Annotated in this window: 11 protein-coding genes; 2 read left to right on the forward strand and 9 right to left on the reverse strand. The window is 46.4% G+C overall.

Translation table 11 applies throughout. The annotated features are described in order from the left end of the window. Nucleotides 1–121 precede the first annotated feature (121 nt). The gene (locus tag JJQ88_RS15670) at nucleotides 122–1,615 is read left to right on the forward strand and encodes an MFS transporter (RefSeq protein ID WP_210366984.1); all 1,494 of its coding nucleotides are present in this window, start codon (nucleotides 122–124) and stop codon (nucleotides 1,613–1,615) included. A 94-nt stretch (nucleotides 1,616–1,709) separates the two neighbouring features. Here the strand turns inward: JJQ88_RS15670 and JJQ88_RS15675 are convergent, their stop codons facing one another. The 5 genes from JJQ88_RS15675 to JJQ88_RS15695 all read right to left on the reverse strand — a co-directional run bounded on the left by JJQ88_RS15675 (nucleotide 1,710) and on the right by JJQ88_RS15695 (nucleotide 8,654). Continuing rightward, complete coding sequence (locus JJQ88_RS15675; protein ID WP_210366985.1) at nucleotides 1,710–2,120, reverse strand: hemerythrin domain-containing protein; 411 nt, start codon at nucleotides 2,118–2,120, stop codon at nucleotides 1,710–1,712. 71 nt (nucleotides 2,121–2,191) lie between these two features. Continuing rightward, nucleotides 2,192–2,905, reverse strand: a complete 714-nt coding sequence (gene narI / locus JJQ88_RS15680) for a respiratory nitrate reductase subunit gamma (RefSeq protein WP_210366986.1) — start codon at nucleotides 2,903–2,905, stop codon at nucleotides 2,192–2,194. Next, nucleotides 2,902–3,459, reverse strand: a complete 558-nt coding sequence (gene narJ, locus JJQ88_RS15685) for a nitrate reductase molybdenum cofactor assembly chaperone (protein WP_210366987.1) — start codon at nucleotides 3,457–3,459, stop codon at nucleotides 2,902–2,904. Before narJ ends, narI begins: the two co-directional genes overlap by 4 nt. Continuing rightward, the gene (gene narH / locus JJQ88_RS15690; protein ID WP_210366988.1) at nucleotides 3,434–4,981 is read right to left on the reverse strand and encodes a nitrate reductase subunit beta; all 1,548 of its coding nucleotides are present in this window, start codon (nucleotides 4,979–4,981) and stop codon (nucleotides 3,434–3,436) included. Before narH ends, narJ begins: the two co-directional genes overlap by 26 nt. After that, nucleotides 4,971–8,654 carry a nitrate reductase subunit alpha gene (locus JJQ88_RS15695; RefSeq protein WP_210366989.1) on the reverse strand — a complete coding sequence of 1,228 codons (3,684 nt, stop codon included), beginning with the start codon at nucleotides 8,652–8,654 and terminating at the stop codon, nucleotides 4,971–4,973. The genes narH and JJQ88_RS15695 overlap by 11 nt, the downstream gene beginning before the upstream one ends. A gap of 433 nt (nucleotides 8,655–9,087) precedes the next feature. Between JJQ88_RS15695 and JJQ88_RS15700 the strand changes: the two genes are divergently transcribed. Next, complete coding sequence (locus JJQ88_RS15700; protein WP_349237147.1) at nucleotides 9,088–10,494, forward strand: vWA domain-containing protein; 1,407 nt, start codon at nucleotides 9,088–9,090, stop codon at nucleotides 10,492–10,494. 261 nt (nucleotides 10,495–10,755) lie between these two features. Here the strand turns inward: JJQ88_RS15700 and JJQ88_RS15705 are convergent, their stop codons facing one another. From JJQ88_RS15705 to JJQ88_RS15720, 4 genes are all read right to left on the reverse strand, one after another. Beyond that, complete coding sequence (locus tag JJQ88_RS15705; protein ID WP_210366990.1) at nucleotides 10,756–11,169, reverse strand: hypothetical protein; 414 nt, start codon at nucleotides 11,167–11,169, stop codon at nucleotides 10,756–10,758. A 964-nt stretch (nucleotides 11,170–12,133) separates the two neighbouring features. Next, a complete protein-coding gene (locus JJQ88_RS15710; RefSeq protein WP_210366991.1) occupies nucleotides 12,134–12,427 on the reverse strand; it encodes a hypothetical protein in 294 nt (97 codons plus the stop codon). Nucleotides 12,428–12,509: 82 nt separating this feature from the next. Beyond that, the gene (gene clpP / locus JJQ88_RS15715) at nucleotides 12,510–13,091 is read right to left on the reverse strand and encodes an ATP-dependent Clp endopeptidase proteolytic subunit ClpP (RefSeq protein WP_210366992.1); all 582 of its coding nucleotides are present in this window, start codon (nucleotides 13,089–13,091) and stop codon (nucleotides 12,510–12,512) included. 20 nt (nucleotides 13,092–13,111) lie between these two features. After that, nucleotides 13,112–13,789: a sigma-70 family RNA polymerase sigma factor gene (locus JJQ88_RS15720; RefSeq protein WP_210366993.1), complete on the reverse strand. Its 678-nt coding sequence runs from the start codon at nucleotides 13,787–13,789 to the stop codon at nucleotides 13,112–13,114. Between the last annotated feature and the right edge of the window lie 502 nt (nucleotides 13,790–14,291).

Raw genomic sequence — 14,291 nt, forward strand, 5'->3', positions numbered from 1 at the left:
AAAATACCCTTTTGTTACGTATTTTAACTTTTTTGTTAAAAATCGGTTTACTTTGAGTTAATGGGGTATTTTAAAAGTAGCAAATATTACATAGAAAAATGTGTTGGGAAAGGAGTTCACTATGCAGAAAGGAAACTTCCAATTAGTTTTGCAGACGACAAGCTTGATTGCCGGCTTCATGGTTTGGGTCATCCTGTCTTCCTTGATGCCATTCATCCAATCTGAAATTTCGCTTGATCCCGGCCAGATTGCTCTCGTAACTGCTATTCCGGTCATACTTGGGTCATTGTTAAGGGTTCCGATCGGTTATTGGACGAACCGTTATGGGGCAAGGCCGATTTTTACCATCAGCTTCCTTGTTCTGTTGTTCCCTGTGTTTGTGATCAGCCAGGCAGATACAATGACAACACTCATCCTTGGAGGGCTGCTTCTTGGGATTGGCGGAGCGGTCTTTTCTGTCGGTGTCACCTCGCTGCCAAAGTATTATCCGAAGGAAAAACACGGTTTTGTCAACGGGATATATGGCGCGGGGAATATCGGCACAGCCATTACAGCTTTCCTTGCCCCAGTTGTTGCCAGTGCTTTCGGCTGGAGGGCCACTGTCCAATTGTTCCTTGTGTTGCTCGCGGTCATCGCGGCAGCGAACTTTCTTCTTGGCGATAAAAAAGAAAGAAAAGTCCAGGTATCCCTCGGGGAACAGATCAGAGGGGTATACCAGAATCCAAAGCTTTGGCTTTTGAGCCTGTTTTACTTCATCACGTTTGGCGTATTCGTCGCCTTCACCATTTATTTGCCGAACTTCCTTGTCACCCACTTCGGACTTGAAAAAGTGGATGCCGGCATGCGCACTGCAGGTTTCATTGCGGTCGCAACTTTCCTGCGGCCGGTCGGAGGATGGCTGGCCGATAAGTTCAACTCGTTTCTCATCTTGATTTTTGTGTTCTCCGGTCTGACGTTTGGCGGTTTCCTGCTTTCCTTCACCCCATCCCTGCCGATCTATACGATTGGGGTGCTGGGGGTGGCGATTTGCGCCGGTATCGGTAACGGGACGATTTTCAAACTTGTTCCGCTTTATTTTTCAAAGCAAGCCGGGATTGTCAACGGTATCGTCGCGATGATGGGTGGACTTGGCGGATTTTTCCCGCCATTGATCTTAACGACATTGCACAACTGGACCGGACATTACGCGATTGGTTTCATGGCTCTTTCCGAATTTGCGCTTGCCAGCCTGATCCTGGTTATCTGGCTATATTACCAGGACCGTCTCAGTCTCTCCAGCAAGGTTCTCGAAAGTACTGAAGCAGGGATGATGATCACTGACCTTGACGGCGTCATCAAAAGAGTGAATCCAGCTTTCACGAAAGTGACTGGGTACTCCGAGGAAGAAGCAGTCGGAAAAACCCCTGCGATCCTGCAATCCGGTAAACACGATCAAGAGTTTTACCAGCAAATGTGGCAGCAAATCAACGAGAAAGGCTACTGGCAAGGCGACATCTGGAACAAAAAGAAAAACGGCGAGATATTTCTCGAATGGCTGACAATCAGCACCATCAAAAACGACGCCGACGAGCCCAAACTCCACGTCGCCATGTTCAGCGACATATCGCAAAAATGAAACTTGGAAACTTGGGGACGGTTCTCTTGCTTCACTTTTCACAGGAAAATGAAGCAAGAGAACCGTCCCCGTGCTTCAGAACCGTCCCCGTGCTTCAGAACAGGATTCGTTCTTCTTCATGGTTGTGGATGTTGACGAGGAGGAGGATGGTTTTGAGTCGGTCGATGGCTTCTTGGGTTACTCCGTCCTTTTGGATTCTTTGTTTTACATCTGCTACGATCATCCGCAGGAGGTCGTGGTCCCTGATAAGCTTGATGACATCTTCTTTTATCTCTGGTCTTTGTTCCATTACTTCAAGATAAAAGCCTTCTTCCTCTGAATCGGCGTGGGCAATTGTCCTTGTTTCCCAATGCTCCACAAGTGCTTCTGCTGCGATTCTGCATTCCTTTTCCCTCTTCTCTCGGTGCAATTTCACCAGTACTTCCGTTAAATCGCGCCCTTCCGTATAATATCCCTCATGTATCGACTGATGGGAAAAGTGGTTTTTCAGTGCCGGACCTGACATAGTTTCTCCTCCTTATGTTATTGGGGGAAAAGAAAGACGTGCTTTCCCTCATGCCTTTCTTCCCCATATACTCAATTTCGCTTCGTTACGTTCGGATTCTCCAACGGAGCGATTCTCCGGTAGACGAGATATTTTCGCTTTAAATATTCGAGTGGCAGGCTCCACACATGGACGAGCCGTGTGAACGGCCAGATTGCGAACAGCACGAAAGCAAGCAATACATGTGCCTGGAAGCCCAACGGAGCATCCGCCATATAAGCAGGATTCGGATTGAAAGTGAGAATGCCTCTGAACCATGGACCAATCGTCACACGATAATCGAAATCCCCGCCAGAAGCTGTGTAGCCTACCGTATTCGTAAAACCGACAATCACGACAATCCCAAGCACGACGAGAGACAGCCAATCCTTGAAATTGCTATTTACTCTCACCCTTTTCACAGAAGACCTCCGGATGAACAGCAATGCACCCCCGATGACGCAAATGACACCTGCCGCCCCGCCGAACCAGACTGCCCCAAAATGGTACATATGCTCCGTGATGCCAACTGTATCATAGAATATTTTCGGAACGAGCACACCGGCCACATGCCCGAAAAATACAAAGATAATCCCCCAGTGGAACAGGATGCTGCCCCACTTCAGCTTCCTTTTTTCAAGAAACTGGCTCGATTGGGCGGACCAGCTAAATTGGTCGGTATTGTAACGGTATATGTGTCCAAGTACAAAGATGGTCAGACAAATATAAGGGAAAATCACCCACAAAAAGAGATCGAGGCTGCTCATATTATTCTCCTTTCACCGGTTTCGCCAGATGGTTTTGTCTCACTCAGCTTCCTGATTGAGGAGACGACAGCCCCCAGCAGCAAGTAATAGGGACTGTTCATTGCCTCCAGTTCAAGTGCCAGCCGCTCGATCGCCCGGAAATGAAGCTTGAGGATCTTTGCTGATTTCGCCGTGTCCGAAATCGCAGCGAATTCAAGGATGAGCGGAAGATAATCCGGAAGCTCTTCACTTTCCAATTCAGCCCCTGCGGCGAGGAATTCCTGTCTTAGCTTCACAAGTGCCGGTCCCCTATCACGGTTATCCTTGAAAACCGTATAGGTTAAGTACAGCGTGCTTCGTTCGTTAAAATCAAAGGTGCGCACATAACTCTGGCAAAGAGTTTCATAGTCATGCCTTTCAAGGTAATCAATGAATCGCTGGAAACACCCCTTAACCTCAGGATCGGTAAACTGCCTGGCCTCATGATACAGTTCATCGAGATAATCCTTCCACTCCATGGACGGATATTGGAGAAGGATGGACGCTAAACTATAGACCGCTTGGCTTTGATCCATCCAAATCCCTCCAATACTCTTCCCCGTAATAATAAAGCGGATCACGTTCCGAACCTACACTGCAAGACTCGCAGTTTCCTGCCAAGTCATCGAATCCAGCATTGCCCTGCATAAAGTGCATATCTCCCGTTCTTTCCCTATGGGACATTGGGATGACATAACGGTCGGAATATTTGGCTATTGCTGATAGCTCGTACATTTCCCTCGCAATTTCCTCTGTCATGCCTGCCGCTTCCAATACTCTTGTGTCAAGTTCCTTCCCAAGGTTCACTTGGCGCATATATGTCCTCATCGCCACCAACTTTTTTAAAACGGATTTGATCACTTCGGTATCCCCTGCAGTGAATAGATTGGCCAGATATTCAATCGGAATCCTGAATTGATTAATCGTCGGGAAAATGATATTCGGGTCAAGGTCATCGATCTGCCCGCCAAAAGCATTGACAAACGGACTTAGCGGCGGGACGTACCAGACCATCGGTAGGGTCCGGTATTCTGGATGCAAAGGCAAAGCGATCCGTTGTTCGACTGCCATTTTATAAACAGGCGACCGCTTGGCTGCTTCAATCCAGTCATCAGGAATCCCTTCCCGCTTCGCCTCCCTGATCACCTCTGGATCGTGAGGGTCGAGAAACATGTCCAGCTGTGCCTCATAAAGATCTTTATCATCAGCTACCGAAGCCGCTTCCTTGATTTTATCAGCATCATAGAGGACAATTCCGATGTATCGCAACCTGCCGACACATGTTTCCGAACAGACAGTCGGAAGTCCCGCTTCAATCCGTGGATAGCAAAACGTACATTTTTCAGCTTTGTGTGTCTTCCAGTTAAAATAGACCTTTTTATACGGACAGCCAGTCATACAGAAACGCCAGCTGCGGCACGCTTCTTCATCGACCAGGACAATCCCGTCCTCTTCCCGCTTGTACATCGCGCCTGATGGGCAGGACGATACACAGGAAGGATTCATGCAGTGCTCGCATATCCTTGGCAGATACATCATGAAAGCCTGTTCGAATTCGAATTTAACCTGTTCGTCAAGCCCAGCCATATTCGGATCCTTTTTGCCTGTCACATGGACGCCTGCAAGGTCATCTTCCCAGTTCGGCCCCCACTGGATATCCATGTATTCGCCTGTCACCTGGGATTTCGGCCTGGCAACCGGCTGATGTTTTTTCTCGGGGCTTTGGATCAGGTTCTCATAATCATAGGTCCATGGTTCATAATAGTCATCCATATCGGCAAGGTTCGGATTGTAGAAGATATTCAGCAGCTTGTTGACACGCCCGCCTGCCTTTAATTCCAGCTTGCCATTTTTCATGGCCCAGCCGCCCTTCCTTAATTCCTGGTTCTCCCATTCCTTTGGATAGCCGATGCCCGGTTTTGTCTCAACGTTGTTCCACCATTGGTATTCAACACCAGGCCGATTCGTCCAAGTGTTTTTGCAGGTTACGCTGCAGGTATGGCAGCCAATGCACTTATCAAGATTCATGACCATGCCGAACTGTGCCTTAATCTTCAAGCCAATCCACCTCATCCCTGTTCAATTTCCGGATCACCACTTTTTCGTCCCGCTGATTGCCGGTCGGACCGTAGTAGTTGAAACCATAGCTAAGCTGGGCATATCCGCCAATCATCTGGGTAGGCTTTACATGGATCCTGGTCGGGCTGTTGAAGGTCCCGCCTCGCTGCTTGGTGATCGGTGATCCAGGAACATTGATGTACCGCTCCTGGACGTGGTACATAAAGACAATTCCTTTTGGCATCCTGTGGCTGACAACAGCCCTTGCGACAACAACCCCGTTACGGTTATACATTTCGATCCAGTCGTTGTCGTCTATTCCCGCGGATGCGGCGTCTTCATTATTCAGCCAGACATGCGGGCCGCCCCGGAACAACGTCAGCATTGGAAGCGTATCGCCATATGTGCTGTGATAGGACCATTTGAAATGCGGCGTCAGATAGGTAAGCGTGATTTCATTGCCTTTTTCCTCTGGCAGATGATCACCGTTGTAAAAAGCAAGCTTATGGAGAGGAGCCTTGAAATTCGGCAGTTCTTCCCCAAATTCGAGCATCAGATCGTGGTCCAGGTAAAAATGCTGCCGGCCCGTCAGCGTCCGCCAGGGCACAAGCCTTTCGACATTGGTCGTAAATGGATTGTACCGGCGGTTCCCTGTTTCGCTGCCGCTGAATACAGGAGATGAAAGTACTTTTCGAGGCTGTGCTGTGATTTCCGCCAATGTCATATGCTCCTCCGCACGTTCCTCTGCAAGATCCTTGAGTTTCAGCCCGGTTTTATTTTCAAGCGCGTTCCAGGCTTTCATCGCCAGGGACCCATTCGTCGTGCTAGACAGTGTCAGGATTGTCTCTGCTGCATTGCGGTCAGTGAACAGGCTTGGCATATCTTTATACTCCTTGGTTTGCGAAGCAGTTCCAACGATCGCCTTAAGCTTTTCATACTCCTTGTCTGCATCCCAGCCGATTCCCTTCGAGCCGATCGACTCTTTTACTTTCGGCCCCAATGCAATGAACTTGTCATAGACCTTCTTCAAATCCCGTTCAACGAGATGCAATCGCGGCAAATTCACCCCCGGCTCCGGTTCAATTCCGCTATTTTTCCAATCGGGAATCCTTCCGTATGCCTGTGAGATTTCGTCTTTTGAATCATGGAGCAGCGGTGTTGCCACCAGGTCGGTCACCGGCTCTGGAAAATACTTTTCCGCCATTTCAGAGAATGTTTTTGCGAGATTTTTGAACGCGTCCCAATCCGATTTTGCCTCCCACGGAGGAGTGATCGCAGGATTGAACGGATGGACGAATGGATGCATATCCGTACTGGAAATATCATATTTTTCATACCATGTGGCGGATGGCAGAATGATATCTGAATATAAACCTGAACTGCACATCCTGAAATCGTAATCGACCATCAAATCTAGTTTGCCTTCAGGAACTTCCTGCACCCAGCTGATTTCATCCGTCAAATCATCCTCATTTTGCTCACTCAAATTCCCATGATGTGTACCAAGGAGATGCTTGAGGAAATACTCATGGCCCTTTGCAGAACTTCCAATCAGGTTTGCCCTCCAAATGAAAAGGACTTTCGGGAAATTTTTCGGATCTTCGGGATTTTCAATTGCGAATTTCAGGTTCCCATCCTTCAGTTGGTTCACTACATCCTTGATGATTGCATCCTTGCCGGACTGCCCAGTCTCCCTGGCTAGATCGATCGAGTTGGCATTGAACTGCGGATAGCTTGGCAGCCACCCCAGCCGGGCAGAGAGAACATTGTAATCCCCCGGGTGCCTGTATGTCGGCTTGCCTGCTAGAGGCGAGATCAAATCCTCGGAGGACTGGTTATCATAGCGCCATTGTTCTGTCGCAAAATAAAAGAACGATGTTCCATTCTGCAGCCGCGGCGGCCCTCCCCAATCCCGGGCCATGGCGACTGTCTGCCAGCCTTCAAGCGGCCTGACTTTCTCCTGGCCAACATAATGGGCCCATCCTCCGCCGTTCACTCCCTGGCATCCCGTCAGCAGTACCAGGTTCAAAATCGCCCGGTAAATCATATCGGAATGGTACCAGTGATTGATACCGGATCCCATGATAATCATTGACCTGCCTTTGGAATCGATCGCGTTCTGGGCAAACTCTCGGGCAATCCGGGCACAATCTTCCCTGCCTACTCCTGTAATCCCCTCCTGCCAAGCTGGTGTATATGGTTTTGGGTCATCGTAGTCCAGAGCATAATCACCAGGAAGGCCACGATTAACGCCGCAGTTGGCTAGCAGCATGTCGAAAACGGTGGTTACATAGCACTCTTCGCTGTCCTTGATGATTTTTTTAACCGGTACGGCTCTCTTTAGGATTTCTTTTCGTTCGGGACCGAAGTAGGGGAACCCGGCCATGACGACCTCATCTTCTATCCCTTTCAATGTAAGGACGGGATCGATGCCATCAAGCTGGTTATCACTATCCTTTAAATGAAGATTCCAGCTTTGGTTATTTTCCCAGCGATGGCCGATGCTGCCATTTGGGACGGCAAACTGGTTCGTATTCTGGTCTATGACAACAGTCTTCCATTCGCCGTTCTCTGTTTGCCGGCCGATATCAGCAGCCCGGAGGAATTTGTCGCCCTGAAAGACATCCCCATTTTTCTTCAGCAGAAGCAGATAGGGCAAGTCCGTATATTTTTTTACGTAGTCATTGAAATAATCAACCTGCTGATCAATATAAAATTCCTTTAGGATCACGTGTGTCATCGCCATTGCAATCGCGCCATCCATTCCAGCCTGGACAGGCAGCCATTTATCGGCGAATTTCACAAATTCTGCATAATCCGGGCTGACGGCAACAACCTTGGCACCCCTGTAGCGCGCTTCTACATAGAAATGGGAATCGGGTGTCCTTGTCTGTGGCAGGTTCGATCCCCATACGATCAAATAGCTGGAGTTGTACCAATCTGAGCTTTCAGGGACATCAGTCTGTTCCCCCCATATTTGCGGGGATGCAGGAGGCAGATCAGCATACCAGTCATAAAAGCTCAACAACGATGCCCCGATCAGGTTAAGGAACCTGGCGCCTCCAGCATAGCTTACCATCGACATTGCCGGGATTGGCGAGAAGCCGAATACCCTGTCAGGTCCGTATTCCTGGATGGTATGGATCAGGGAAGCGGAAATCAAGGTGTTCAATTCTTCCCAGCTTGAACGCACAAACCCCCCTTTGCCCCGCGCAGATTTATACCGTTCGGCTTTTTCCGGATCGTTCACGATGCTTTTCCAGGCTTCTACCGGGTCCCTCTTCTCCTTGACCGCCTCCCGCCATAGTTCAATCAATGCGCTTCGCACATATGGGTAGCGGATCCTAACTGGACTATATGTATACCAAGAAAATGTCGCTCCTCTCGGACAGCCGCGCGGTTCATACTCTGGCATATCCGGACCGGTTGTTGGATAATCCGTCTGCTGTGTCTCCCAAGTGATGATCCCGTCCTTCACATGCACCTTCCAGCTGCAGGAGCCTGTGCAATTCACTCCATGTGTCGTCCTGACAACCTTGTCATGCTGCCAGCGCCTTCTATAGATTTTTTCCATCTCACGGTCACTCGGGGATAGCGTTGCATGGTCTGTCAGATCTTCAAACTTCCCGAAGTATCGGAGTTTCTTTAAAAACGGAGGTGTTTTTTTGCCCACTCTCATCCATCCTTTCGCAAATTATTATTTGTAAAAACAGGATATTTTATCCTTCAAGGTCCAAAAATGGTAAAAACCTCCCTTTCTGCCGATTACCCTGATACACTTCTTTTTAATCACAATTCAGAATTTTTTAATAAAATATTTTACTGTATTTGAGTATTGGGTATCAACTCAAAGCATCCTTTTTTCCACCTAGATGACTTTTGTTCCCATGTGGGTATTGAATCAGCATCCATCAACCCACTCACGTTTTGAGGCAAATGCTTTGCTATTTTCAAGGAGTCAACCTGCCCAAAAGTTATTCAAAAATCAACATTGGTCTAGTCTAATAAAAATTACCATTTAAACTTTGAAATGGTAAATACTTCTATATCACACTGTTTTCATGGTAAACTCTATCCATATATATAAATCATCAAGGAGGATTTCAGTGAAAAAGCAAGTATTTATCCTATTCATGATCCTTGCGGTTTTCCTGTCAGCATGCAGCGGTGAAAAAGAAGAAGCGACAGGAAAAACACCTGTAAAGGAAAATGAGAGGACAGAGGAAAAGCAGGATCGGATTTTAGAAGAAAGTGAAAAGATCAATCTGGAAGTTTCAGAGGATGCATTGCTAGCTTTACAGCCTGGCAAATTGACAGCAGACCTGCCCTATGAAAAGGATACCGAGAATTTAAAAAACCATGAGAACCCTGTAACAGATCCAAGCTTGATTGAAAAAATGCCGAAGGAACTTGATAAGCTGGCGAAGGAAACAGAAGATCTAGAAATGATCAAAAAAGGGCTTCTAGGCCTGTTTGCCAGCCCTCATTACAAGCGTGTCATCGAGGAAGCCCATGCGTACGAGCCCCAGTTTGAAGAACCTTACCTTCCGGATCCGGTCAAATCGGATGGCAAGGAAAATCAACAGGCTTCGGAGAAAGCGATAATTCTGCTTGATGCCAGTTCGAGCATGCTCAAGCAGGCTGAGGGAAGAGTGAAAATGGAAATCGCGAAGGATGCTGTCAAAAGCTTTGCCCAGACAATCGGCCAATCGAGCGAGGTCTCCCTCGTCGTATATGGACATAAAGGCTCAGAATCCGACGCTGATAAAGCAGCTTCCTGTTCAGGAATCGAAGAAGTCTACCCGATGGGCGAATACTCGAAAAAGGAATTCCACCAGGCTGTTGGCTCATTCGAAAGCAAGGGATGGACACCGCTTGCCGGCGCCATCCAAAAAGCAGCGGAGATGAGCAGCAAATATGAAGGTGCGACAACAATTTACATCGTCAGTGATGGCGCTGAAACATGCGATGGAGATCCTGTCCAGGCGAGCAAGGACCTTGCGGCGAGAAACAGCGGCAACACGGTCAACATCATCGGATTTGATGTCGATGGAAAAACGGAAAATCAATTAAAAGCGGTAGCTGATGCGGGAAACGGAGAATACTTCAAAGCTGATAGCCCCGAGGAATTAAAAAATACAATCCAATACGAATGGCTCCCTTCCAATATGGATTTGGCTTGGGCGTTTACGATGGCTCCCGATGGGTGGGAAATGATGGCTGAACGCAAAAGAGCGGAAGAATATCCACGGAAGCTAAACACAATCGGCCGCCGTGAGGCAAAACGATTACTGGATGCAGCTGAGATCATGGAGGAAAAAGGCTGGATCAGCGAAGAAGAATATTCAGAATTAAGAGACTGGATTGACAACCGCAGTAGCGCCATCAATGATCTATATCATGAAATCTATAATAACAACAGTGAAAAAGCCAAAACAAAAAGCGAAGAAATCCGCCAGAAAGTTCAAGAATGGACCGAAAAAATGAGAGCCCTCAAAAAACAACAAAGCTGAAGCACGGGGACGGTTCTCTTGCTTCAATTCTTGTGAAGCACGGGGACGGTTCTCTTGCTTCAATTCTTGTGGCGAAGCATGGTGTCAAAGATGTCATCCAGGACCAATAGTACCTAGACATTGCATAAATACCACCATACTGCTTTCTCCAAAAAACAAAAACGCTTGACTCAAGCGTTTTTGTTTTTGCTCTTTAAGCTTTTTTCAACATATGCCAAGCCAAATACTGGTCAAAAATCAAGATTGAATGAAACATGCTCATTAATCCCAGGCGCGTACAGTTGCATTTCCCCTGGTCTTCTTCGTCACTTTAAACTCTGCTTGATTGTCTCGCCCGTCAACAAAACCACCGATATTCTTGAAAACATAACAACCGTACTTATTAAAATCACCACTCGGAAACCCGCCACCATAGTACGTCAATGGAGGAAGTACCCAATCGTCGGGATTAAAAGAATCTTCTTCTACCAGCCAATACGTTCCTGCCGGGCTGTTTTTGCTGATACAAATTTTAAAGGAGCCTCCACCTGACTTAAAAATCCTGCTTTCTTTGGTGAAAACATCACTGCCCTTATAATCCCAACTTCCCGCCAAAGCATGCTTCCCAGTGGCCGATATGACTGTAGTTGTCACCATCCAAATAAAAGCCATCATGATCAATTTAGTTTTCGACATACCCATCCTCCTATTGCCGTAAAAAGATAAAATTAGACATGTAAAAAAGTTCAGCATCATTTATTATCAACATTTTTTGGTTCTTAGAGGAATAAATCCTCTATACTTTCATTGCAACATTTACATCCATGAAGATGTCTAAATAGAAAAAAAGCGCCAACTGGAAAGATTTTTCTCAATTTTCCGACACTCAAAACCAATCCCGTTTCGAGATCTATCAAACAAGAAATTTCAAAACGTCACTCTCTTTGGCAAATCAGCATGTCTTTTCCTCCATTTCTCAGTTTGATATAAATCGTGGTTTAACAATAACGGATAATAGTGACAATTTTTGTCATGTATTAACCAAAAAAACTTCCACTGATCATCCAAATTAGAATAAATATCTTCAATTTTAAAATCTTTTCCCAACCGTCCATTTAAGTTATAAAATCGAGTTCATGATCGCCACGATAATGACTGTAAAATGCCAAGACTTTTCCTAAAGCTGTCTTGTAAGTCTCAATGCCAGCAGTAAACACTTCCATACATGATCAGAACATTTGAATCCAGCAAGGAAGTCATCACACCAGAAAAAATATAGCCCCAAAAATATCCAACCACTTTCACAAAAATAAAAAATGTTTTCCCAAGTCCCTTTCTTGAAACACGGGGACGGTTCTTCTGCTTCAAAAAAGGTTTTCCAATATCAAATATAAAGATCTGGGACTCATTATTGATCTGACTTCTCAAAATCCTGTCCTATCTAACTCTAATGGCCGTCAATTGAGCGTCCATGGAGGACAATGCGTGCGGGGTTTCACCTACCCCTGATACTCACCCTACACGTGGCCACATCGCCTGCGGGCACTAACCTATTCTATCTGTGCAAGACTGTGTCTCGCTCTCACTTCCCTAACCTGTATGCCTTAAAAAGAGAGGATCAAAAAATGGACAGAAGCCATCTTCCTCCTGCCCATCACTTTCAATCCATGACATATCCGTGTTTTGTTTGATAGACTTTTGCCATATCATTCACTTCATATTTCCTAAATTCCCTGGTCGTGACCGGAACTCTTTCACCATCAATCAAAAGCCAATATTCTTGTTCCGCCCCATAATTACCCAATATGTTCCAGACGGCGGTCTCTTTTCCCTTAGCGACAACAGGCCCATGAATTTCCTTTACTGAAAATTCAGTAGCAAGATAATCTTCGTATGCCAACGATAATAATCCGATGCAGCACACCCAGATTGAAACAATCAACACCCTATTCATTTCATCACCCTTGCATAGCTTATGGAGGCATGGAATGAATTAAACAAAAAACCCCCATGAAATGAGGGTCCTGCTAGATGTTCTAATGTTTGGCGATGATTTTATCAATAATGCCGTAATCCAGGGCTTCTTGAGCACCCATGTAGTAATCACGGTCGGAATCCCTTTCGATTTTTTCAACCGGCTGTCCTGTCCTCTCAGAGATGATTTTGTTGATACGTTCACGAAGCTTGAGGATTCTTTTCGCGGAAATTTCAATTTCGGTCGCCTGTCCCCTCGCCCCTCCGAGCGGCTGGTGAATCATGATTTCGCTATTTTCAAGCGCATACCGCTTCCCTTTTGTACCGGCAAGCAACAGCATTGCCCCAAAGGATGCCGCCATCCCCACGCAAATAGTGCTTACATCTGGCTTGATGTATTGCATCGTATCAAAAATCGCAAAGCCTGCGGACGTCGATCCTCCTGGACTATTAATGTAAATGGATATGTCCTTTTCCGGATTATCAGCTTCCAGGAACAGCAGCTGGGCGATAACACTGTTTGCTACCTGGTCATTGATTTCATCACCAAGCATAATGATTCTGTCTTTCAAAAGCCTGGAATAAATATCATAGGATCGTTCTCCCCTATTTGATTGTTCGATTACATATGGAATTGCCGACATTTTAATTCCTCCCTTGCTGGCTATGCAGCCATACAGAATGTAGAGAGGTTTGAAGATGAATGCAGGGCCATCGCCGTTGGGGAAGCTGGCTGGAGCGACGGCAGCTCACTTATGCGTTCAATCAGGATTGCCGGATCTTCTGTCCGAAGTGAATCATTAAGAACCGATGCCAACAGCTGCTTCTCTCGTTCGTCTTCGACAGACTCAACACCCTGCAGCCCGCCGTTCCTATCAAGACGTTTCCTTGCCCGGTACAATATTGCTTTGACTGCTGTTTCTGCCATTCCCAGCAATCCTGCAATCTCCCGGGACTGGTAATTGAACCCCTCTTTTAAAAGAAAGACGACAGCCTGCTTCGGCGTCAATCTTTCCATCAAGAGTTCAACAGTATCTATTTTGCTGCAGCAAGAGAACATCTCATTCCCATCAATCGGATGGTTTGGTTCTTCACGTTTTCGTTTCCTGACTGTATCAATCCATTGGTGATAAGCTATTTTTTTCAAAAGCTGCGGATTGATTTCCTTCGGTTCATAATGTTTGATCGCTTTTAGAATGGCTTCCTGTGCAAGATCATCCCCATCCCAGCTGTCTTGCGTGAGAAACCGGCAATATTGCTGGAGCTTATCGTAAAATCCCAGTACGAACGATTCATCCGAATCAAGTTGTTGAACGGCAATCAAACGCTTGTTGTGATCCATCCTGCTCACTCCTTTATTCCTCTCTATCCCTTTAACGATTGAAGGGGAAAATAAGATACGGCCTTACAAAATAAATATCCTAACTGCAGCCAGTTAATTCAACCGCCACCTTATTATATTCGTAACTGAAAGAAAATCGCACTTGCTTACGATTGGCCGTACTTTTTTTGCGATTATCAGCATACTCGGCGATTTCCGAGGTATCGAGCTTCAATTTCGGCTAATTCTTGAGTATATTCCTACTGTAAAATCGTTCCCACTGGCGGAAAGACTTGCGTTGCGCTTAAACCGCCGGCAAAATCCCTGGCATCGAATAAGAATCTCCCACTGAAACTCATTATTCTCCCAAAAAGAAGCTGGAATCTCCTAATTCACACCGATATTCTCCCAATTCATCTCTATAATCTCCTAATTATGGCCGTTAATCTCCCGTTTGCCCATTTTTTGTAAATCCAGACCTAGAAATTAGCTTCCGCCTCATCAAAAATAACCAACAAGATCG

The sequence above is a fragment of the Bacillus sp. REN3 genome (assembly GCF_017912555.1).
Lineage (GTDB): Bacteria > Bacillota > Bacilli > Bacillales > Cytobacillaceae > Mesobacillus.

What these genes read in the sequence shown, in the direction of transcription:
- JJQ88_RS15670 (WP_210366984.1), top strand. Translation starts at nt 122, where the DNA reads ATGCAGAAAGGAAACTTCCAATTAGTTTTGCAGACGACAAGCTTGATT.
- JJQ88_RS15675 (WP_210366985.1), bottom strand. Translation starts at nt 2,120, where the DNA reads ATGTCAGGTCCGGCACTGAAAAACCACTTTTCCCATCAGTCGATACAT.
- narI (WP_210366986.1), bottom strand. Translation starts at nt 2,905, where the DNA reads ATGAGCAGCCTCGATCTCTTTTTGTGGGTGATTTTCCCTTATATTTGT.
- narJ (WP_210366987.1), bottom strand. Translation starts at nt 3,459, where the DNA reads ATGGATCAAAGCCAAGCGGTCTATAGTTTAGCGTCCATCCTTCTCCAA.
- JJQ88_RS15705 (WP_210366990.1), bottom strand. Translation starts at nt 11,169, where the DNA reads ATGTCGAAAACTAAATTGATCATGATGGCTTTTATTTGGATGGTGACA.
- JJQ88_RS15710 (WP_210366991.1), bottom strand. Translation starts at nt 12,427, where the DNA reads ATGAATAGGGTGTTGATTGTTTCAATCTGGGTGTGCTGCATCGGATTA.
- clpP (WP_210366992.1), bottom strand. Translation starts at nt 13,091, where the DNA reads ATGTCGGCAATTCCATATGTAATCGAACAATCAAATAGGGGAGAACGA.
- JJQ88_RS15720 (WP_210366993.1), bottom strand. Translation starts at nt 13,789, where the DNA reads ATGGATCACAACAAGCGTTTGATTGCCGTTCAACAACTTGATTCGGAT.